Annotated in this window: 18 protein-coding genes; 8 read left to right on the top strand and 10 right to left on the bottom strand. The window is 61.5% G+C overall.

Translation table 11 applies throughout. The features are described from left to right. Window positions 1–61 precede the first annotated feature (61 nt). From ACUN8C_RS13460 to ACUN8C_RS13450, 3 genes are read left to right on the top strand one after another with little or no spacing between them, the layout of a single operon-like run. A complete protein-coding gene (locus ACUN8C_RS13460) occupies window positions 62–370 on the top strand; it encodes a hypothetical protein (protein WP_445619672.1) in 309 nt (102 codons plus the stop codon). Next, window positions 367–1,824 carry a sodium:solute symporter family protein gene (locus tag ACUN8C_RS13455; protein WP_445619671.1) on the top strand — a complete coding sequence of 486 codons (1,458 nt, stop codon included), beginning with the start codon at window positions 367–369 and terminating at the stop codon, window positions 1,822–1,824. The genes ACUN8C_RS13460 and ACUN8C_RS13455 overlap by 4 nt, the downstream gene beginning before the upstream one ends. Beyond that, the gene (locus tag ACUN8C_RS13450; RefSeq protein ID WP_445619670.1) at window positions 1,824–2,729 is read left to right on the top strand and encodes an alpha/beta hydrolase; all 906 of its coding nucleotides are present in this window, start codon (window positions 1,824–1,826) and stop codon (window positions 2,727–2,729) included. The genes ACUN8C_RS13455 and ACUN8C_RS13450 overlap by 1 nt, the downstream gene beginning before the upstream one ends. On the opposite strand, the gene ACUN8C_RS13445 is transcribed toward ACUN8C_RS13450, so the two are convergent. The 5 genes from ACUN8C_RS13445 to ACUN8C_RS13425 form a co-directional block, all read right to left on the bottom strand. After that, window positions 2,723–4,399: a Na+/H+ antiporter gene (locus tag ACUN8C_RS13445; RefSeq protein WP_445619669.1), complete on the bottom strand. Its 1,677-nt coding sequence runs from the start codon at window positions 4,397–4,399 to the stop codon at window positions 2,723–2,725. The two genes, ACUN8C_RS13450 and ACUN8C_RS13445, sit on opposite strands and share 7 nt — an antisense overlap. Window positions 4,400–4,520: 121 nt before the next feature. Beyond that, complete coding sequence (locus tag ACUN8C_RS13440; RefSeq protein ID WP_445619668.1) at window positions 4,521–6,182, bottom strand: Na+/H+ antiporter; 1,662 nt, start codon at window positions 6,180–6,182, stop codon at window positions 4,521–4,523. A 242-nt stretch (window positions 6,183–6,424) separates the two neighbouring features. After that, the gene (locus ACUN8C_RS13435) at window positions 6,425–6,985 is read right to left on the bottom strand and encodes a type 1 glutamine amidotransferase domain-containing protein (protein WP_445619667.1); all 561 of its coding nucleotides are present in this window, start codon (window positions 6,983–6,985) and stop codon (window positions 6,425–6,427) included. A 50-nt stretch (window positions 6,986–7,035) separates the two neighbouring features. Continuing rightward, window positions 7,036–7,599, bottom strand: coding sequence for a type 1 glutamine amidotransferase domain-containing protein (locus ACUN8C_RS13430; RefSeq protein WP_445619666.1), 564 nt, complete (start codon window positions 7,597–7,599; stop codon window positions 7,036–7,038). A gap of 217 nt (window positions 7,600–7,816) precedes the next feature. Next, window positions 7,817–8,812 (bottom strand): aldo/keto reductase, encoded by a 996-nt coding sequence (locus ACUN8C_RS13425; protein ID WP_445619665.1) that lies wholly within the window; start codon window positions 8,810–8,812, stop codon window positions 7,817–7,819. A gap of 264 nt (window positions 8,813–9,076) precedes the next feature. Here ACUN8C_RS13425 and rmuC point away from each other — a divergent pair, with 264 nt between their 5' ends. Beyond that, window positions 9,077–10,543: a DNA recombination protein RmuC gene (rmuC, locus tag ACUN8C_RS13420; RefSeq protein WP_445619664.1), complete on the top strand. Its 1,467-nt coding sequence runs from the start codon at window positions 9,077–9,079 to the stop codon at window positions 10,541–10,543. Window positions 10,544–10,566: 23 nt separating this feature from the next. Here rmuC and ACUN8C_RS13415 read toward each other — a convergent pair whose 3' ends face one another. Next, window positions 10,567–11,700 (bottom strand): glycerate kinase, encoded by a 1,134-nt coding sequence (locus tag ACUN8C_RS13415; protein WP_445619663.1) that lies wholly within the window; start codon window positions 11,698–11,700, stop codon window positions 10,567–10,569. Window positions 11,701–11,987: 287 nt separating this feature from the next. On the opposite strand from ACUN8C_RS13415, the gene ACUN8C_RS13410 reads away from it, so the two are divergent. Together ACUN8C_RS13410 and ACUN8C_RS13405 are read left to right on the top strand one after the other, a co-directional pair. Further along, a complete protein-coding gene (locus ACUN8C_RS13410; protein ID WP_445619662.1) occupies window positions 11,988–12,545 on the top strand; it encodes a hypothetical protein in 558 nt (185 codons plus the stop codon). Beyond that, window positions 12,542–12,973 (top strand): hypothetical protein, encoded by a 432-nt coding sequence (locus tag ACUN8C_RS13405; RefSeq protein ID WP_445619661.1) that lies wholly within the window; start codon window positions 12,542–12,544, stop codon window positions 12,971–12,973. The genes ACUN8C_RS13410 and ACUN8C_RS13405 overlap by 4 nt, the downstream gene beginning before the upstream one ends. Here ACUN8C_RS13405 and ACUN8C_RS13400 read toward each other — a convergent pair. Continuing rightward, on the bottom strand, window positions 12,970–13,404 hold the full coding sequence (locus ACUN8C_RS13400; protein ID WP_445619660.1) for an HIT domain-containing protein: 435 nt from the start codon (window positions 13,402–13,404) through the stop codon (window positions 12,970–12,972). The genes ACUN8C_RS13405 and ACUN8C_RS13400 overlap by 4 nt on opposite strands. Before the next feature lie 177 nt (window positions 13,405–13,581). Here ACUN8C_RS13400 and ACUN8C_RS13395 point away from each other — a divergent pair, with 177 nt between their 5' ends. Next, window positions 13,582–13,713 (top strand): entericidin A/B family lipoprotein, encoded by a 132-nt coding sequence (locus ACUN8C_RS13395; RefSeq protein ID WP_445619659.1) that lies wholly within the window; start codon window positions 13,582–13,584, stop codon window positions 13,711–13,713. A 431-nt stretch (window positions 13,714–14,144) separates the two neighbouring features. Then, window positions 14,145–16,418, top strand: a complete 2,274-nt coding sequence (locus ACUN8C_RS13390; RefSeq protein ID WP_445619658.1) for a TonB-dependent siderophore receptor — start codon at window positions 14,145–14,147, stop codon at window positions 16,416–16,418. Between the two features lie 103 nt (window positions 16,419–16,521). Here the strand turns inward: ACUN8C_RS13390 and ACUN8C_RS13385 are convergent, their stop codons facing one another. The 3 genes from ACUN8C_RS13385 to ACUN8C_RS13375 are packed head-to-tail and all read right to left on the bottom strand — an operon-like array spanning window position 16,522 to window position 19,066. Further along, on the bottom strand, window positions 16,522–17,310 hold the full coding sequence (locus ACUN8C_RS13385; RefSeq protein WP_445619657.1) for a 2,3-dihydro-2,3-dihydroxybenzoate dehydrogenase: 789 nt from the start codon (window positions 17,308–17,310) through the stop codon (window positions 16,522–16,524). Further along, window positions 17,307–18,173: a siderophore-interacting protein gene (locus ACUN8C_RS13380; protein WP_445619656.1), complete on the bottom strand. Its 867-nt coding sequence runs from the start codon at window positions 18,171–18,173 to the stop codon at window positions 17,307–17,309. The genes ACUN8C_RS13385 and ACUN8C_RS13380 overlap by 4 nt, the downstream gene beginning before the upstream one ends. Next, a complete protein-coding gene (locus tag ACUN8C_RS13375; RefSeq protein ID WP_445619655.1) occupies window positions 18,170–19,066 on the bottom strand; it encodes an isochorismatase family protein in 897 nt (298 codons plus the stop codon). The genes ACUN8C_RS13380 and ACUN8C_RS13375 overlap by 4 nt, the downstream gene beginning before the upstream one ends. Window positions 19,067–19,099: the final 33 nt, after the last annotated feature.

Raw genomic sequence — 19,099 nt, 5'->3', positions numbered from 1 at the left:
TCCTTCGCCTCTTTTTGGGTTGACATGGCCCGCCCCATGGGTCGTCACATCAGGACAGGACATGACGAATCATACTATCGGCCCGGACGCCAAAAAGTTGCGCTCCCGGGTCATCATGCCCCGCAGTCGTTGCGCGCGCTGGCTGCTGGTGGCGTTTTTGCTGCTGCTGGCGGTGGGCTGCTGGCCGATCATCACGCTGTTTAACCGCCCGGTCGTTGCGGCCGGTCTGCCGCTGATGGCGCTGTGGAGCTATGTCATTGTCTTTTCAAGCGTGGCACTCATGGCGCTGGGCAATCGACTGCCCAGAGGCGACAGCGAGGCAGCGCAGGCCGGGCATTATCCGTCATCAGAGGAGCCCCGGAAACCATGACAGGCATGATGCCGCTGGGGCTCACTCTTTTATATATAGCACTGGCGCTGTGGCTTGGCATTCGTGCCCGCCGCGGCCATGCGATGACTGCGCTTGAGCAGTGGGGCGTTGCCGGGCGCAGCATGAACGCCATGATGCTTTATCTGTTGATAGGGGCTGGTAGTGTCAGTGCCTATACCTTCATGGGGGCACCGGGCTGGGCGTTCTCGCGGGGTGTGGCGGTCTTTTATGTGGTGATCTATCTCTCCTATCTGGCCGTGGTGGCCTGGTATTTTGGCCCCAAGGTGTGGACGCTGGGCGCACGTTTTGGCCATGTGACCCAAGCCAGTGCCATTCGTGATCGCTTTGAAAGTACGGCGCTGGGGGCTCTGGCCTCTCTGGTCATGGCCATCGGCACACTGGCCTACGCGGTGCTTCAGACCATGGGGGCCGCCTATATTCTGGGGGTCATGAGCAATGGCCTGATTCCGATATGGGCCGGCGTACTGGTGGTACTCGGGGTGATGGGCAGTTATCTCTACATCAGCGGTCAGCGCGCGATCGGCATGACCAATGCCTTTCAGGGCGGGCTCATGCTGTTTGTGGCCTGGCTGGTGGGCATCTGGGCGGTACACGATTTCACGGGCGGCTGGACGACCGGGGCGCTCTTTGAGCGGCTGGCGACCGAGCGTCCCGAGTTCATGACGCTGCCGGGGGCCAGTGGCAACATGGGTTTTGCCTTCTGGACGACCTCGATCATTGTTTCGATGCTGTCCTTTCTGCCGCCGGTCTGGACGCAGTGGATGAGTGCCCGCTCACGCGAGACCATCCGTCGCAGCGCCACCTGGCTGCCCACCTACTATGTGGTCATTTTGCCCATGGTCGTGGTGGGCTTTATCGGCATCTTTACGCTGCCGACCCTGTCCCGGGCCGATACGGTGGCACTGGAGATGGCAATGCAGACCATGCCGGCCTGGCTGACCGGGCTACTGGGGGCGGGCACACTGGCAGCAGCAATGTCATCGTGTGAGCCCTTTATCCATTCGGTGGCACTGTCGATCACCCGTGATGTCCTGCAACCGGCACTGCGTCTTGAGGACGCCTTCACCGCTCGTCTGGCGCGCTGGATGCTCTTTCCCGTGCTGGCACTGGTGGCGGTACTGGCGATCAGCGAACCCGGTAATCTGGTGATGATTCTGTTGGTCGGGCTGGGGTTTGCCGCCCAGGTGCTGCCGGCGTTCATCGGCATGTTCTTCTGGTTTGGCGCGACCCGCAGCGGCGTCATGGCAGGCCTTCTGGCCGGGTTTGCGGTCACGTTTGCCCTGACCGTGATCTGGCCCAACCCGCTCGGCGTGCATGCCGGCTTCTGGGGGCTTTTACTCAATCTGCCGCTGTTTGTCGCGGTATCCCGGCGTACTCGTTCGGCTTCCGAGCAGACGCTGCAACGCTTTTATGAGGTGGCGCGCCAATTTTGATGACACATGCTCAACCCCGAAAGGGATGGCGATGGTGGCTTTTGCTGCTGTGGCTGCCGACGCTGGTCGGCTGTTCGGGAGTAGACGCCATCAATGCCCTGACGCCTGCCGGGCAGACGCAGCAACTTGAATCGATCGCTTACGGCGAGGCGGCGCACCAGCATCTGGACATCTACCGGCCGAAGGGCGCCGAGGGCCAGGCACCGGTGGTGGTGTTTTTCTACGGCGGCACCTGGCGTGAAGGCGCGCGTGAAGACTATCGCTTTGTGGGCCGGGCACTGGCCTCCCGCGGGATCGTTGCGGTCGTGGCGGACTACCGCCTTTACCCCGAGGTGCGCTATCCCGGCTTTGTCGAGGATACGGCACAGGCACTGGCATGGAGCTATCGTCACATTGCCCGTTACGGGGGAGACCCCAAAAGGCTCTTTATCATGGGCCACAGCGCCGGAGCCTATAACGCGGCCATGGTCGCGCTGGACCCGCGCTGGCTGGCCGCGCAGTCGCTGTCTCCCTCAATCCTTTCGGGCTGGATCGGGCTGGCAGGACCCTATGACTTTTTGCCGATCACCAATGAGGACGCGCGTCCCGTCTTTGACTGGCCCAACACCGCACAGGAAACCCAGCCCATCGCGCATGTCAGCGATCAGTCACCGCCGGCACTGCTGATGGCCTCGCATCGCGATACCACGGTTAACCCGATTCGCAATACGGCCGGCATGGCGCGGGCTCTGCGGGCTCATGGGGTGGCGGTGACCGAAGACTATGCCGACCATACCAGCCACGTGACGCTGATCGCGGCACTGGCCTGGCCCCTGCGCTGGCTGGGGCCGATACTCGATGATATCGACACGTTCGTGCATGACACCCCACCTCGCCTGGACGATGGGGCGGTCAGGCCTCAGTGATGGGCGTGGCCGGTATCGCCAGTCAGCGCCGTTTCGGCCAGATCCACTTCCCGCACCAGTTTTCGCAGCACGTCATCGTTGATGTGGTGTCTGCCGCGTAGCCGGTAGTACTCGCGACGCTCGGCGCGCAGGGCTTCCACGCGGGTTTCACGCTCCAGTGAACGAATGGCCTCGAGCCTGGGTGTCGGCAGGGTGGTGTCTCCCAGCTCAAGACGCTGTCGATACCAGGTCATTAGTTGTGAGCTGATGTCGTTGAACGCAATGATGAACGCTTCGCTATGGTCTTCGCGGGCGATGGCTTCCGCCCGCTGATGGTGAAAGTCCTCGATGCGCCGAATGGCTGCCTCGGCCGCCGCGATCCGGGCGCGCCGCTCCTCTTCGAACTCGTGGGTATCCCGGGGCAGATCCAGATTTTTCAGTACCAGCGGCAGGCCGATACTGCCGGTAATCAGGGTGAACATGATCACGCCGGTGGCCAGAAAGATCAAAAGCTCGCGTGCGGGGAAGGGCGTGCCATCATTCATCAGCTGGGGAAGCGACAGCGCCGCGGCAAGCGTGATGGTGCCACGGATGCCGGCAAGGGTGGCTGCCAGCATCACCCGCATCGAGATGGCCGCCCGGTGTTCTTTCGAAAAGAGTCGCTGAAGCCAGGTGGCGCTCAAAATCCAGACGAAGCGCGACAGCAACAGGGCGATCGAGATAACCGCCACATAGCCCAGCAGTCGCAGGAACTCGTAATCGCCCACGTCATGCAGCGAATGATCCAGCGCCCCGCCCACGATGTCCGGCAGTTGAAACCCCAGCAGCAGAAAGACCAGGGCATTGAGGGTAAATTCCAGCATCTCCCAGACGCTTTTGGTCTGCATGCGCATGTTGATCTGATGCTCACGCTTTAGATCGGTGCGGTTGATGACCATGCCGGCGGCCACTGCTGCCAGAATGCCGGACATGCCAAAGTGCTCGGCCAGCAGATAGGCGGCAAAGGGCAACAGCAGCAACAGCAAAAGAATCTGAATGGTCGAGCCTTCGCCCAGATGGCGCTCGATCAGACGCGTGCGGATCACGTTGAACACGAACGCGATCGCAGCGCCGACCAAAAGCCCGCCAACGGAAATCACGAAAAAGCCCAGCGTGGCCTCCATCACCGAGAAGGTGCCGGTCAACGCCGCGGCGACCGCAAACTTGAAGGCCACCAGACCCGAGGCGTCATTCATCAACGACTCGCCTTCCAGGATGCGCATCAATCGAGGCGGCACCGGCAATCGCCCCGAGATGGCGGACACTGCCACGGCGTCAGTGGGGGAGAGAATGGCAGCGAGTGCAAAGCAGACCGGCATGGGCAGAGCAGGCAACAGCCAGTGGATGAAAGTGCCCACCCCCAGCACGGTAAACAGCACCAGGCCCAGCGCGAGTGCCAGTATCGGCCCGCGCAGCACCATGAATTCGCGCTGGGGAAAGCGTCTGGCATCGGCAAACAGCAGTGGCGCGATGAACACCAGCAAAAAGAGTTCGGGTTCGAGCTCCACGTTCAGATTGATGCCCGGCAGGGCAAGCAGAGCGCCAAAGGCAATCTGCACCAGAGGCGTGGGCAGTGCGGGCAGAAAACGGGCAGCCACACCGGTGGCAGAGGCCACCAACAGCAGTATCAGTACGAGAAAGACGGCATCCATGGGGTCAGCTTATCGGTTGGCCTGAGAGGACGTCATGAGTGACGGGGCAGGCCAGCATAGCGTATTTCCCGGCACGACACGGAGGCGGCCGACAGCGGAGCGCTGTCGGCCGCGGCAGGGATCAGCGTCTGGTTCGTGGGGTCAGCGCCATCTCGACCAGATCCAGTTCGCGCACCAGGCGGCGCAGGGTATCGTCATCGATCTGGTGAATCGAGCGCAGCCGATAGTACTCGCGGCGCTCGGCGCGTATGGCCGTCAGGCGCATTTCGCGGGAAAAGCGCTGATCGTACTCGTGACGCTCGGAACTCGAGCGCTTGTCGTTGATGGTCATCAGGTTACGGTAGTAGCTGATCATTCGCGCGCTGGTCTCGGTCAGCACCGAGCGTTCAAGCTCCGAATCATGACGCGCCTGTGCATCGTGGTACCAGCTTTCGATGGCCTCGATGGCGGCAAGCGAGGCGGCGTGGCGTGCCGAACGGGCCTCTTCGTCGCGCCAGCTGTCGTCGGGCTTATCCATGCGCCTGAGCAGCAGCGGCAGGGTAACGCTGCCCAGCAACAGGGTAAAAAGGATGACGCCGGTGGCCAGAAAGATCACCAGTTCGCGACCGGGAAAGGCCTCGCCGCTGGGCAACGCCAGCGGCAGCGACAGCGCTGCGGCAAGCGTGATGGTGCCGCGAATGCCGGCCAGTGTACCGACCGCCATGATGCCGCTGGAAAGAGGCACGTGCGCACTGCGCCGCCGTCGTGAGGACAGCCTCGAGAGATAGACCGCGCCCATGATCCAGAAAAAGCGCAGCAGCATCAGCGCCAGCGAGATCACGACCACATAGAACACCAGTTCGGCCAGACTGAAACTGCGGGCGTTGTTGAGAGAGACCTCGATCGCGCCGCCGATGATGTCCGGCAGCTGTAGCCCCAGCAGCAAAAACACCATCGCATTGAGCAAAAAGGTCAGGATCTCCCAGAAATGATTCATCTGCATACGCGTGCGGGTCTGAGCGTAACGCTTGAGCTCGGTGCGGTTGATGGTAATGCCGGCGGCCACGGCGGCCAGAATGCCGGAGCCTTCCAGATGCTCGGCGATCAGGTAGGCCGCAAAGGGGATCATCAACATGACCAGCAGAATTTCGGTCGACGACTCGGTGCCGCGCTTGTCGATCAGCTTGCGACGGATGGTCGAGAAGAGAAATGCCAGCGCAACACCGACCGACACGCCCACAAGGGTGATCAGGGCAAACTGCAGACTGACCTGTCCAAACGAGAAGGCGCCGGTCATGGCGGCGGCCACGGCAAACTTGAGCGATACCAGGGCTGATGCGTCGTTCATCAGCGATTCGCCTTCAAGAATGTGCATCAGGCGGGGCGGCACGCCGAGCCTGCCGGAAATGGCAGAGACGGCCACGGCATCGGTAGGCGACAAAATGGCGGCCAGCGCAAAACACACGGCCAGTGGCAGGTTGGGCAATAGCCAGTGGATCAGAAACCCTGCGCCTACCACGGTAAACAGCACCAGTCCCACGGCCAGCGCAATGATGGGATGGCGCAGCGAGGTCAGTTCACGCTGAGGAAACTGCCAGGCGTCTGCAAACAGGAGCGGCGGCACAAACAGCAGCATGAAGGTTTCGGGTTCCAGATTGATATTCAGCGGCGTATTCAACCAGGCCAGCAGGGCGCCTATCGCGATCTGTAAAATGGGCAGGGGCAGGCGGGGCATGAAACGCGCCAGTATGCCGCTGCCGGCGGCGACCAGAATCAGCGATAAGGCCAATAACACAATATGCATCGATGACGTCCTGTCATGTGTTCCTGTTTTTCGATGGATGCCGGGGCAAATGGTTGCATTCACGTTGGCATGAGGCGACATCATGTGGCCCGGTAGGGCGGGGGTCTAAATCGGCAGAAAGGATCTGGCATCGCTCGTTGCAAGGGGTTTCGAACAAAAAGCCGGCATCTCGTTGGAGATGCCGGCAGATATCTTGATCCATGGATTTTCGATCCGTGCGCGCAGCACGCAATCTCATGGCATCAGGCGTGCTGCTTGCGGTGACGCCCTTCCTTGATCTCTTCAATCAACTTGCTGTTGAAGGCGTTGAGATCCTTCGGCGTACGGCTGGTGACCAGCGCGCTATCGCAGACGACTTCGCTGTCTTCCCACTGGGCGCCGGCATTTTTCAGATCCTGCGCGATGGTGGGCACGGACGTCAGGCGACGACCATCGACCACTTCAGCGTTGATCAAAATCCAGGGCGCATGGCAGATCGCCCCTACGGGCTTGCCGGCCTTGAAGAAGTCGCGCACAAAGCTCAGCGCCTTTTCATCAGTGCGCAGGGTATCCGGATTGAAGTGTCCACCCGGCAGCATCAGCGCGTCATAATCATCGGCACTGACCTCGTCGAGCGTCTTGTCGACCGGATATTTTTGACCCCAGTCGGTTTCGGCCCATGCCGTGATATTGCCGCTTTCGGGCGCGATCACATGTACTTCGATGCTCTGGGCTTCCAGCGCCTTTTTGGGCGAGGACAGTTCGGATTCTTCAAAGCCGTTGGTGGCAAGAATGGCCACCTTTGTGCCTTTCAATTCGCTCATGTCAGAACACTCCTTATTCTGGACAGTAAAGGGTAGATACCGTGCTCGTCTTACGCGTGCTGCCTGCGATGACGGCCTTCATGAATTTCTTCGATCAGCTTGCTGCAAAACGCGTCCAGATCCTTCGGCAGACGGCTGGTGACAAAGGCGCTGTCGCAGACGACTTCGCTGTCTTCCCATTTGGCGCCGGCATTTTCCAGATCCTTGCGCAGCGCCGGTACCGAGGTCATGCGACGCCCGTCGACCACGCCTGCGTTGATCAGCGTCCAGGCCGCGTGACAGATGGCGCCGACCGGCTTGCCTTCCTTGAAGAAGTCACGGGCAAAGGTCAGTGCCTTTTCGTTGGTGCGCAGATTGTCGGGGTTGAGGACGCCGCCTGGTAGCACCAGCGCCTGATAGTCATGCGCGCTGACCTCATCAAGGCTCTTGTCAACGGGATAGTCTTCGCCCCATTGCGTTTCGGCCCAGGCACGAATCGTGCCACGCTCGGGCGAGACGATATGCACCTCGATGCCTTCGGCGGCAAGGGTCGCCTTGGGTACGGCAAGTTCCGACTCTTCAAATCCGTCGGTGGCCATAATGGCGACGCGAACGCCCATTAGATCCTGACTCATGTGTCTCCCCCAATCCTTTGGTGGTGTCTGTCTGTGTCTTCCCATGACCTGCGGTCGTCGGGAAAGTATTTCAAGGGTCGTGCACTGCTTGATTGAACCTGTCCGGCAGATTCTGATGATTCACTCTCGACACAATGCGACAGTGAATCATCATGTCGCCTTACGCCTCGTTTTTCGTCGGCGGCGCCATCCTGTCCAGCAAGACCTTCATGTCGCCTTACGCCTCGTTCCTCGTCGGCGGCGCCATGAACTCCGGCCCGACCGGGTCGGTGATGCATTCCTTGAGGATGGTGTCGATGTCGTGCATGGCCTGATCGTTGAGCGACCAGCCCATCACTTCATTGGCCGGGTCGAGCTGGTCCGGACGGCGAGCGCCCCAGAGGGCGACCGAGACGCCGGGCTGGTCGAGCAGCCAGCGCAGGGCCAGATGCAGGACGCGCTTGTTGTAGTGCTCCTGAGCGTAGGCGTCGAGCTTTTCAACGGCACTGATGTACTGCTCAAAGCGCGGCGACTGAAACTTGGGATCACTGTTGCGCAGGTCGTCGCCACCGAAGGTGGTCTCGCGGTTCATCTTGCCGGACAGCAGACCGCGGCACAGGGCGCCGTAGGTCAGGGTGCCCACGCCGTCTTCGACAATGGCCGGCAAAATATCGCCTTCGATGTCACGCTCAAACAGATTGTAGGGCGGCTGCATGGTGGAGAGCGGGCAGATCTCCTGGAAAGCGCGCATCTGCTCGACCGAGAAGTTGGAAACGCCCACGGCCCGGATCTTGCCGCTGTCCTTCAGTTCACGCAGCACCGTGGCGGCTTCCTCGATATCCACGGTCGGGTCCGGCCAGTGCAGCTGATACAGATCGATGTAGTCGGTCTGCAGCCGCTTGAGGCTGTCGTTGATTTCCTGCTCGATGCGGGCCCGGCTGGCGTCACGATAGGGGCCGTCATCGTTCCAGTTCAGACCGCACTTGGTGGCCAGTACGGCCTTGTCGCGGATGCCGCCTTCCTTGAGGGCCTTGCCGACCAGACGTTCGGACTCGCCAAAGCCATAGACGGCGGCGGTATCGATGCAGGTGATGCCGCGGTCAATGGCGCTCTGAACGGTCGCGATCGACTGCTTTTCATCAGTGCCGCCCCATTTCCAGCCACCGATGGCCCAGGTGCCGAGCGCAATGCGTGAAGGCTTGAGATCACTGTTGGGGAGTTGAATCGTTTCCATCGAAAGGCTACCTCCTTGAAAGTCGGATTTCTGACAGCAGCCGGGATCATGATTAGGCCGCTATGAAAATCGTGACTCCAAGCGTAGACGCCGACTCGTCGTTGTGCATACAGCACCTGCTAATCAAGCCGCCCTGTCTGGTCATCCTGTCACGGGTGCACGGCCTTCGGGGCTCGGTTAAGCTTGGCCCTCGTTGAGGTGACTCTGGCCTGTCGAAATCCCCCATGACCCGTTGGCTTTTTTCATGATTCGTTGGAAGTGCCCATGAACAGTGCGTTGCCGATCTCTTTTGCGGTGATGGTTCTTGCCATTGCCGTGGCCATTGCCCTGTGGTGGCGCAGTCGTCATCAGAGCGCGCTGGTGGTAACGCTTGAAGATGATCTTGAGCGTCTGCGCGAGCAGGTGGGCGACACCGAGCGCATGCTGGCCGAGCGCGAGGCGCTGCTTGAGCGTGAGCAGAACCATACCCAGGAGCTGCGTCAGCAGTTGTCCCAGCGCGAACATCGGCTGGCGGAAGTGGCTGATGCGCTATCGGATTACCGCGAGCGCTACACGCGCCTGGAAGTGGAAAAACAGCGCGACACGGCCCATTTCGAGGAGCGTCTGAGCCTTCTGGGCAACGCGCGTCAGGAGTTGACCCATGAATTCGAGCGCCTGGCCGGGCGCATCTTTGATGAGCGCCAGCAGCAGTTTTCCCGCCACAGCCAGGAGAGCGTCAGTGCGCTGATGACGCCGGTGCGCGAACAGATCGAACAGTTTCGCGCCCGTCTTGAAACCCTGCACGGTGAGCAGCAGCAAGGCCGCACTCAGCTTGCGACCCAGCTGGATCATCTGGCCGGGCTCAACCGCCAGATGAGCGAGGACGCCAGCAACCTGACCCGCGCGCTCAAGGGCGACAGCAAGTCGCAGGGCAACTGGGGTGAGCTGATTCTGGAGCGGGTACTGGAGCGTTCCGGGCTGCGACAGGGCATCGAGTACGAGCGCGAGGTGGTGCTGACCCATGATCAGGGCCGCTCACGGCCGGATGCCGTGATCTATCTGCCTGAATCGCGTCATCTGATCATCGATGCCAAGGTGTCACTCACCGCCTGGGGGGAGGTCGTGGCGGCCGACAGTGATGCCGCCCGCGAGCAGGCCATGCGTCGTCATCTGCGCTCGGTGCGAAGCCATATCGAGACGCTGTCCGACAAGGGGTACGCGCGTCTGCCGGGGTTGAATGCCCCGGACATGGTGTTTTTGTTCATGCCCATCGAGCCGGCCTTTGCTGCCGTGTTCGAGCATGATGATCGACTCTTTCATGAAGCCTTTGATCGCCATATCGTGCTGGTCACCCCCTCGACGCTGCTCGCCAGCCTGCGCACGGTGGCGGGATTGTGGCGGCTGGAGCGCCAGAACGACAACGCGCGCGAAATTGTGTCGCGCGCCGAGAAGCTGCTGGAAAAGTGCCACGGTTTCGTGACCAGCATGGAAGAGGTGGGCACCCAGCTTGAACGCGCTGCCGGAAGCCATCGTCAGGCGATGAACCGTCTGCGTGATGGGCAGGGCAGTCTGATCGCTCAGGCCGGCAGGCTCAACGCGCTGGGCGTGCGCAATCGCAAGTCCTGGCCGGAAAGTGTCAGCGAAAGTGCCCGGAATGGACGTGAAGCGCAGGAGGCGCAGCAAAACGGTCAGCACGCCCCGTTTGCCGCCTCGGATGAGACGCCCGGGACACTGCGCTTTGATGAGGATTGAACAGGACCGGCGTTACTTTGGGCTCAGCGTCTGTGCTGCCACAGCCGAATGATCGAAGCGGTGCGCGCACTTAGAAGCGCTGGTGTGCGCTCAAGCGCTTCTTCCAGCGCCATCGGACCATCGGCCAGCGCAAATGCGGCCGTCACCCCTTCCTCAAGCGCCTTCTCCCAGCCGCTGTCCAGCTTGCCGGCCAGCACCACGCAGGGCACGCCCTGACGCCGGGCGGCGCGGGAAACGCCAATGGGCGTCTTGCCCGAAAGGCTCTGGCCATCCAGTCGACCCTCACCGGTAATCACCAGATCGGCACGCTCCAGCGCCTGCTCGAAGTCGACCTGCTCCATGACCAGCTCGATCCCCGGACGCAGGGTGGCGTTGAGAAAGGCAAGTGCTGCAAAGCCCATGCCGCCGGCCGCGCCGGCGCCGGCACTGTCGCGGTGATCACGGTCGATCGCGCCGGCAGTCACCTCGGCAAGCCTTGCCAGGGCGTGATCAAGCTGGTCGACCTGTGCTTCGGTAGCGCCCTTTTGCGGTCCGAAGATCGCACTGGCGCCCTGATCGCCGCATAGCGGATTGTTCACATCCACGGCGGCCTCCACCGTAAGCTTTGCCAGACGTGGATCGATGCCGGAAAGATCGATGCGGGCAAGTCCTGCAAGCGCTGCGCCCCCGGGCGCAAGAGGCTGGTCGTTATCGTCCAGAAAGCGCACACCGAGTGCGCTCATCATGCCGGTGCCACCATCGTTGGTAGCGCTGCCGCCCAGGGTCAGAATCAGGTTTTCTGCGCCTTCCTCAAGCGCTGCCGTGATCAGCTCGCCCACGCCGCGGGTCGTGGTATGCAGGGCGTCGCGCTCCTCAAGGGTCAGGTGCTGCAGGCCGCTGGCCTCCGCCAGTTCGACAATCGCCGTGCGGCGATCGGCTATCCAACCCCACTGCGCCGTGCGTGGCCGGTTCAGGGCGTCATGGACGTCAACACTGCGCGCTTCGGCGCCGCTGGCGGTCAGCAGGGCTTCCAGCGTGCCTTCGCCCCCATCGCCCAGCGGGCACAGCATCCAGTCGGCATCGGGAGCGGCCTGACGAATGCCTTCAGCGATGGCATTCGCGGCGCTCAAAGCGCCCAGGGCATCCTTGAAGCTGTCGGGGGCGATCAGGATATGCATGCAGACTCTCCGGCAGTGATGATTGAATCATGAGCATAGTCCGTCAGGCAGGGCAGCCACCACAGAAGTGACGACATCACGCGCGTCCATCCTCCTGATGAATATATAAAATACCGGGAGGCCGCATGACACATGGTGTCTTGCAGGCAACCTTGCCGACCCGCTAAAGGTCGACATTGCGGGCCTTGCATATTCGCTCTACTGTCTAACAAAGGGCTGTCATCTGGCGCTTTTCTCCCACCGGATTATCCGCGGGGGTCAGTGACATTTCACCAGGGATGCACGCCATGTCATCCATTCAATCGTTTGTGAAGCTGTCATTGCTCGGCCTCGGGCTGGCAGGCTGTACTTCCCTGCCCTCGACACAGCCGCTGGGTGTTCAGGAACAGTTTGTGCCGGAATCATGCTATGCCACCCATGGCGGAACACGTCTGGCCCAGATTCGTGCCATCGCTGCCGCGCTTGAATCACAGGGGTACGAGGTACGTGCCAGTGATGTCGAGCTGGGGCTGGTCAGTGCCGAACGGGTTCGGCGCCAGCCGGGACTGGGCGCGACCCGTCAGTGGCGAAGCAGCAGTCTGGGGTGGTTTGGCGGCCATCGCAGCGGGCTCATGCTGGGCAGCGGATTCAGCGACCCCTTCGACGTCTTCCGCTCTGACCCCTACAGCGTTGAGCGCGTGTCGGTCAGTGCTGATGATCAGCGTTATCTGGCCGTGCGCAGCGTGATGGTGGTGTCGGCAGATGGCTTTGTCATTGATGCTCGCCCCGCTTCTCCGGAACCCTTCTGCCAGCAGACGCACGCGGCCATTGATCAGGCGCTGGCGCGCTCGGGAGGCACCCCATGACACTTGACCACGGATTTGGATATGAGCGCGGCGTGCGATGGATCATGCGCGGGCTCGTCCTGTTGATGCTGGCCGTGCTCAGCGCCTGTGCTACGACCACCTCACTGCCGCCGCCCGAGCGCCTTGAGCACTTCAGGGCCCCGTCCGAGCAGGTGATGCAGGCCACCATGGCGACCCTGGCCGAGCGCGGTTTTGTCATCGTCTATGGCGATCATGCGCTCGGCGAACTTCGCGCCAGCTACGCTGCCCGTCCGGCGTGGCGCGTTGAAGCCCATGTGGCAAGGGGCGCGCGCGGCAGTGAACTTCAGCTCAGGGGCTGGCAGGGCAGGGTTGCGCTGGGCGTGGGAGAGTTTGACCGATTGACCACCGCCATTGCCGAACGTCTCGGGGAAGGGCCGCTGTCAGGCCCTGCCGTCCTGACGCCTTAAGCTTCGCGGCTCTGGTTGGCTTTCAAATCGGCAGCAAAGCGCTGCAGCAGGGTGAGACGCGTCTGCCGGGTATCGTCTTCCAGTGGCTGCACCTGACCTGCGCCCCAGACCGGCCCGGGCCATGCGTCGTCATGCTGTGATCGGGCGATCACATGCACGTGCAGCTGCGGCACCATATTGCCCAGTGCGCCGATATTGATCTTGTCGGCACCGGTGTGGCGCATCATGAATTCGCTCAAAAGGTCGACCTCCTGCCATAGCAGTGCCCGCTCTGATGCCGGCAGTTCAAAGCTTTCACGAATACTGTCTCGTTGCGGAATCAGAAGTGCCCAGACAAAGCGGGCATCGTTCATCAGGCGCAGCTCGCAGAGTTCAAGCGAGGCCACAAACAGGGTGTCAGCGGCAAGTCTTTCGTGCAGCACAAAGGCCATGACAGGGCTCCATGAGTGGAGGGCAAAAGGACGGGATGTCAAGGCATTGGAGGCGATCGTTGCCTGAAATGCAAACCGGCTTGAAAACTGCCAGGCTCAGATCATGGGAACGCGATGACGAGTCCAGCCAATATGGACCCGGGCGCCCATATCACCCGGTAAACAAGGAGCTGTTACATGAAAAAATGGATGAGCATGATGCTGATCGCCCTCTTTTCCGCAGCGGCGCTGTCTGGCTGCAACACGGTGGGCGGCGCAGGTGAAGATATCTCGGCAGGCGGAGAGTCCATTCAGGACGCCGCCAACTGATAGTGTCTTGTCGGGCAGGGGCGCAATGCTTCCTGCCCGTCGTATCGGGTCTTTCGTTCTCTTTTACTGCCTTGTGTTCCCGCTCAGACGTCTCAAGTCTCTCCTTTCTGACCAGCCCCTTTTAAACGGTCCTTTCTGACCGGCCTCTTTCTGATCCTGCCCCGCCTTCTGCCTTCTGCTTTCTGCCTTGGCTGTCATGAGGTCTGTGCGAATTTGCGCGCTATTCGCCGGGTCTGGCGCTCACGACGACCCCGTTGATCGATTAAAGTTCAAATGATATGAACATACACTTGATAATCCTTATCATTAACTCTACTGTGGCTTCGCTTGAATTTACGCCGTCGCACGCCTGAGCGCGGGCTTTGGTGCCCATAACATCAGTGCCCATCAAAAAAAGCACGGTAGTGACCATAACAGTCAGGGGAACAGTCATGAGTCGAACGGGGAAGTTCTGTCCCGGCACAGGGGAAGTACGCTATCTGACCTCACTGCTGGCCGGAGCGGTGTTATTGCCGGTGGCGGGTGGTGTATGGGCGGCCGAGCAGCAGGGCGGTGATGCAGCAGAGACCACGACGGTCACCACGACTACTGCTACGGCGTCCGGCGGTGACGGCTCGCGCCTTGACACCATTACCGTGGAAGGCAACCGGCTCTATGACATGCTCCCGTCCGAACAGACCGGTGGCTATGGCGTGGACGCCGCCACGGTCGGCACCAAAACGCCGGCCGCCCTGCGTGACATTCCCCAGTCGATCAGTGTGGTGACCCGCGAGGCGATCGAGGATCAAAACTTCGACACGCTCGACCAGATGGCCAAACGCACCCCCGGCGTTCGCGTGCTTTCCAACGATGATGGCCGTTCCTCGATTTACTCACGTGGCTATGAGTACGATGAGTACAGCATCGATGGCCTGCCCTCACCGATGTCGAGCATTACCGGTTCAGTGCCCACGCTTTCAGCCGTTGACCGGGTCGAGATCATGCGCGGGCCGTCCGGGCTCTTTAACAGCACCAGCGAGATGGGCGGCATCGTCAATCTGGTGCGCAAGCGCCCGACCTACGACTTTCAGGGCCATGTGACCGGCCGCTACGGCAGCTGGGATCAGCGTTATATCGAAACCGACCTCTCCGGCCCGATCAATGCCGATGGCAGCGTGCGCGGTCGGCTGGTGATCGACAACAGCGACACCAACGGCTTTGTCGATCACAACGATAACGAGCGCAACAACTTCTATGGCGCGCTGGATGCCGATCTGGACGAGGACACCACGCTGTCGCTCGCCTTTTTGCGCCAGAGCAAGGACATCAACGTCAACAATGGTCTGCCAGCCAACCGCGATGGCAGCCTGCGCGAATATCGTCGTTCCAAACTCTTTGGAGCCGACTGGAACAGCTTTACCAGTCAGTCCAACGACTGGATTGCCGAGCTGACCCATCGCTTTGATAACGGCGCATATGGTCGTCTGGCCGGGCGTTACTCCAACCGTAACGCTGATTACAACTATGCCTTTGGCGCCGGTGGGCCCGCAGCCGGTGTCGATGAGAACGGCAACGCCACGCTGATGGGACTGGGCGGCAAGGCCGATGAACAGTCGGTGGCGCTGGACGCCAGCTACAGTCAGCCCTTCGAGGTGCTGGGCAATACCAGCGAATTCGTGGTGGGCACCGACTACAAACGCTTTGAAACCGAACAGGAGCAGGGCCGTTACGGTGCGCTGCCAGGCTTTCGTGGCGTCAATGTCAGCGACTTTTCGCCCGGCAGTGTGCCTTATACCGATGTTCTGGGCGACGCGCGTGCCGGCGTTTCCGGCACCAACAACTATAGCGATGAGCGCAACACGCTCGAAGAGTATGGCCTTTACTCCAAGCTGACCTTCCGCCCGATTCAGGATCTGGCGTTGATCGCCGGCGGCCGGATCAGCAACTATCGCCAGCATGCCAATGTAGACGAGCTGGATGACAGCACCTCCGACTCGCGTAGCGACAGCTCGCGTTTCACGCCCTACGGTGGCCTAGTCTACGATCTGGATGATCACCATTCGCTGTATGCCAGCTATTCACAGGTGTTCAAGCCGCAGACCTCGACCGATGCCAACAATGAGCTGCTCAAGCCGCGCAAGGGTGAACAGTATGAAGCGGGTGTGAAGGGCAGCTACTTCAACGGTGATCTGAACGCCCGCCTGACGGCCTTTAGGATGTATGACAAGAACCGGGGAGCCGCGACGGCCAGTGGCGATACCAATGATGCCGTGGCACTGGGCAAGACCCGAATTCAGGGGGCCGAGCTTGAGCTGACCGGCAGCATCACCGATCAGTGGGACGTGATCGCCGGCTATACCTACATGGATACCGAGATCGAGCGTGAATCCACGACACAGGGCGATGGCCTGTTCCTGCTGATGCCGCGTAACATGATCAATCTCTGGACCCAGTATGGCTTTGAGGGCGGAGCGCTGGATGGTTTCCGCATCGGTGGTGGCGTGACGGCGATGGACGGTTTCAGTTCGAGTTCGGATGTTGAGGCGCCGGGTTATGCGGTGGTCGATGCCATGGTCGGCTACGACTTCACTCAGAGCCTGTCGGGCCAGCTGAACTTCAACAACATCCTCGACAAGAAGTATTACGAGCGTGTGGGTGGGCTGAACACCTTCAACATGTATGGCGCGCCAGCCAGCGTGGTGGCCTCGCTGCGCTACGACTTCTGATCGATTTGGCGTCGGCCATGCCGGTGCCGTTTCCTCAGGACGTACCGCATTAAAAAACCCGGCTCATGGCCGGGTTTTTTAATGTGCGTCAGCTTCAGGCGTCTTACCGAATGCCCAGCGTGGCACCCCCATCGATGCGCATGTCATGCAGGGTGATGTGGCGGGCGCGGTCGGACAGCAAAAAGCGGATCGCTTCGCTGACGTCTCCGGGTTCGGCAATCCGTCGGAGCGGAATGCCCAGCTTCCAGCCTTCAAGCGAGCCGCGAATCACGTTATCGCGACCGCTGTCATCTGCCCACATGCCGCGCTGCATGTCGGTGTCGGTGGAGCCGGGCGAGACGATGTTGCAGCGCACGTTATGCTCGGCCATTTCCAGACCCAGACAGCGCACCAGCTGATGGGTGGCGGCCTTGGAGGCGCAGTAGGCGCCCATGGCCTGGCGCGGCGTATCGGCGGCGTTGGAGCCGACTACCACGATCGCCCCCTGCTGGCGCTCGGCCATTCGCCGGGCCACGGCGCGAGTGACATTGAACACCCCGGTAGTATTCACATTCAGAGTCTGCAGCCACTGTGCATCCGTCAGCTCGGTGACGCGGCCCATCTGCAGCACGCCGGCCACATGCGCCAGGCGCGTGATGGGCGCGTGCGCCTCGATCTCGGCAATGGCTTTATCCACCGCAGTCGAGTCGCTGACATCCACCACGTACGCGCTGACCCGCTCGCTGCCGAATGCCTCACCCAGCCGGGTGGCCGTGTCGTTGAGGGCGTCTTCAAGGCTGTCCAGCAGGGCAACGCTCGCCCCCTGCTCAAGAAGATCCTGTGCCAGCGTGGCGCCGATGCCGCGGGCGGCTCCGGTAATGACGATGTGGTCGTCCTGGAATTCGCCGCTCATTTGAGTTCATCCATGATGCGATGACGCTCCTGGTGATAGCGTTCCTCGTTCCAGCAGTGGCGCCAGTAGGGCACCGCGTAAAGCTCACGTTTGGTCAGGCCGCGAATGCCCATCAGATGCTCGCGAAGGGAGAGCACGGCCGAATTTTCGCCGCCCACCCAGGCCGACACGCTGCCGGACTCGGGGAAATCCATGGCGCGCACGGCATCGATCTGCAGCGATGACAGACACGAGGGGATGTCACCGCGGTACAACCAGTGCACTGCCACACCCGGCGGGTGGCGTAGTGCCTGGCGTTCGGCGTCACTTTCCACCTCGATCAGAACCACGCCGCGTGCTTCTTCGCTCATGGCTTCAAGCAGAGCGCCGATGGCCGGCAGGGCCGTCATGTCACCGGCAATCAGTGACCAGTCGGCCGGCGGCAGCAACGGGTCCGGTCCACCCGGGCCGCTGATACCGATCAGGTCTCCCGGCTGGGCGGCCAGCGCCCAGCGCGAGGCCGGGCCTTCATCGCCATGGGCGACGAAATCCACGCTCAGCTCGCGACGCTCGACGTCAAAATGGCGCACGCTGTAGGTGCGGGTAATCGGTTTTTCTTCCGCCGCTGGCCAGACCACGCCGGCCTCGGTCAGCTGCGGCAGCACCGGTGCACGCTGGTGCTCAAGCGGCAGAAAAACCTTGATGTGGCCGCCGCCGCGATGGGCGGGAAAGCCTTCCAGTGCCTCACCGCCCAGCACGATGCGGATCATGTGCTCGGTGATCACTTCACGGCGTATCACTTCCAGCAGCATCGGCGGGCGCTTTTTGCCCTTTGCCGGTGGTGCCTTCGCCGCCTGTGCGGCGGTCATGTCGGCAACACTCATGCACTTACTCCCTGGCGGTTGAGCAGCGCGACCCAGTCGACGATGGTCGGCGCCTCGACCAGATCCATGAAACTGACATCAAAGCCTTCCCGACGCAGTGTCTCGACAAGCGTCATCATGCGCATCGAGTCCAGCCCGTAAAAGAGCAGATTGTCATCGGCCGGAATCTCTTCGGCACTGACGCCGGCCAGTGTCGCGACCCGCTCGGTCAGCGCTGCCTGTGTCATGGCGACTTCGACCTGCTGACTGCTCTGGCCGGACTCGAGCGCTTCAAGGGCACGGGCGCTGGTGGTGACCACGCCGCAGCGCCCGGCCACGTACTCAAGCGCCATGTCATGACGCTCGCGGGAGAAATCGGCCACGCCGTCGGTGAGCATGAAGCACTGCACGTCCTGCATGAAGCCTTCCAGCGCGGTGGCCATGCAACCGATGTGGGCATAGACCCCGCCGATGATCAGCTGATCACGACCCCAGGTGCGCATGCGCTCTCGCAGGTCGCTGCGCTGAAAGGCGCTGTAGCGCCACTTGGTCAGCACCACATCACCGTCGTGCGGAGCCAGTTCATCCACCACCGGATACTGCTCGGGGTGGGCCGGCAGACCCGGGCCCCAGAAATCGTTGAGCAGGGCGCGATCATCATCGGGCTGATCGGTGGGCTGGGCGGTATAGACCACCGGCACGCCTGCCGCGCGAGCGGTCTTGATCAGCGCCGCCAGATGACGGATCACCTCGGGAACAGGCGCGGCACTCACATCGTACTTGGCCAGAAAATAGCGCTGCATGTCGTGAATCAGCAGTACGGCGCGTGCCGGGTCGACCTGCCAGTTCACCCGGTTATCGGGCAGCTCGCTGGTCGTGGGCAGTGAATAGCTCGCGATGGCGGGAATGGCCATGTTACCTCTCCTGTAATCGTTCAGCGCTGCGGT

The sequence above is a fragment of the Kushneria sp. Sum13 genome, assembly GCF_052692355.1.
Note: the sequence above shows the minus strand (reverse complement) of the source record. Positions and strands in the feature narration are given on the sequence as shown.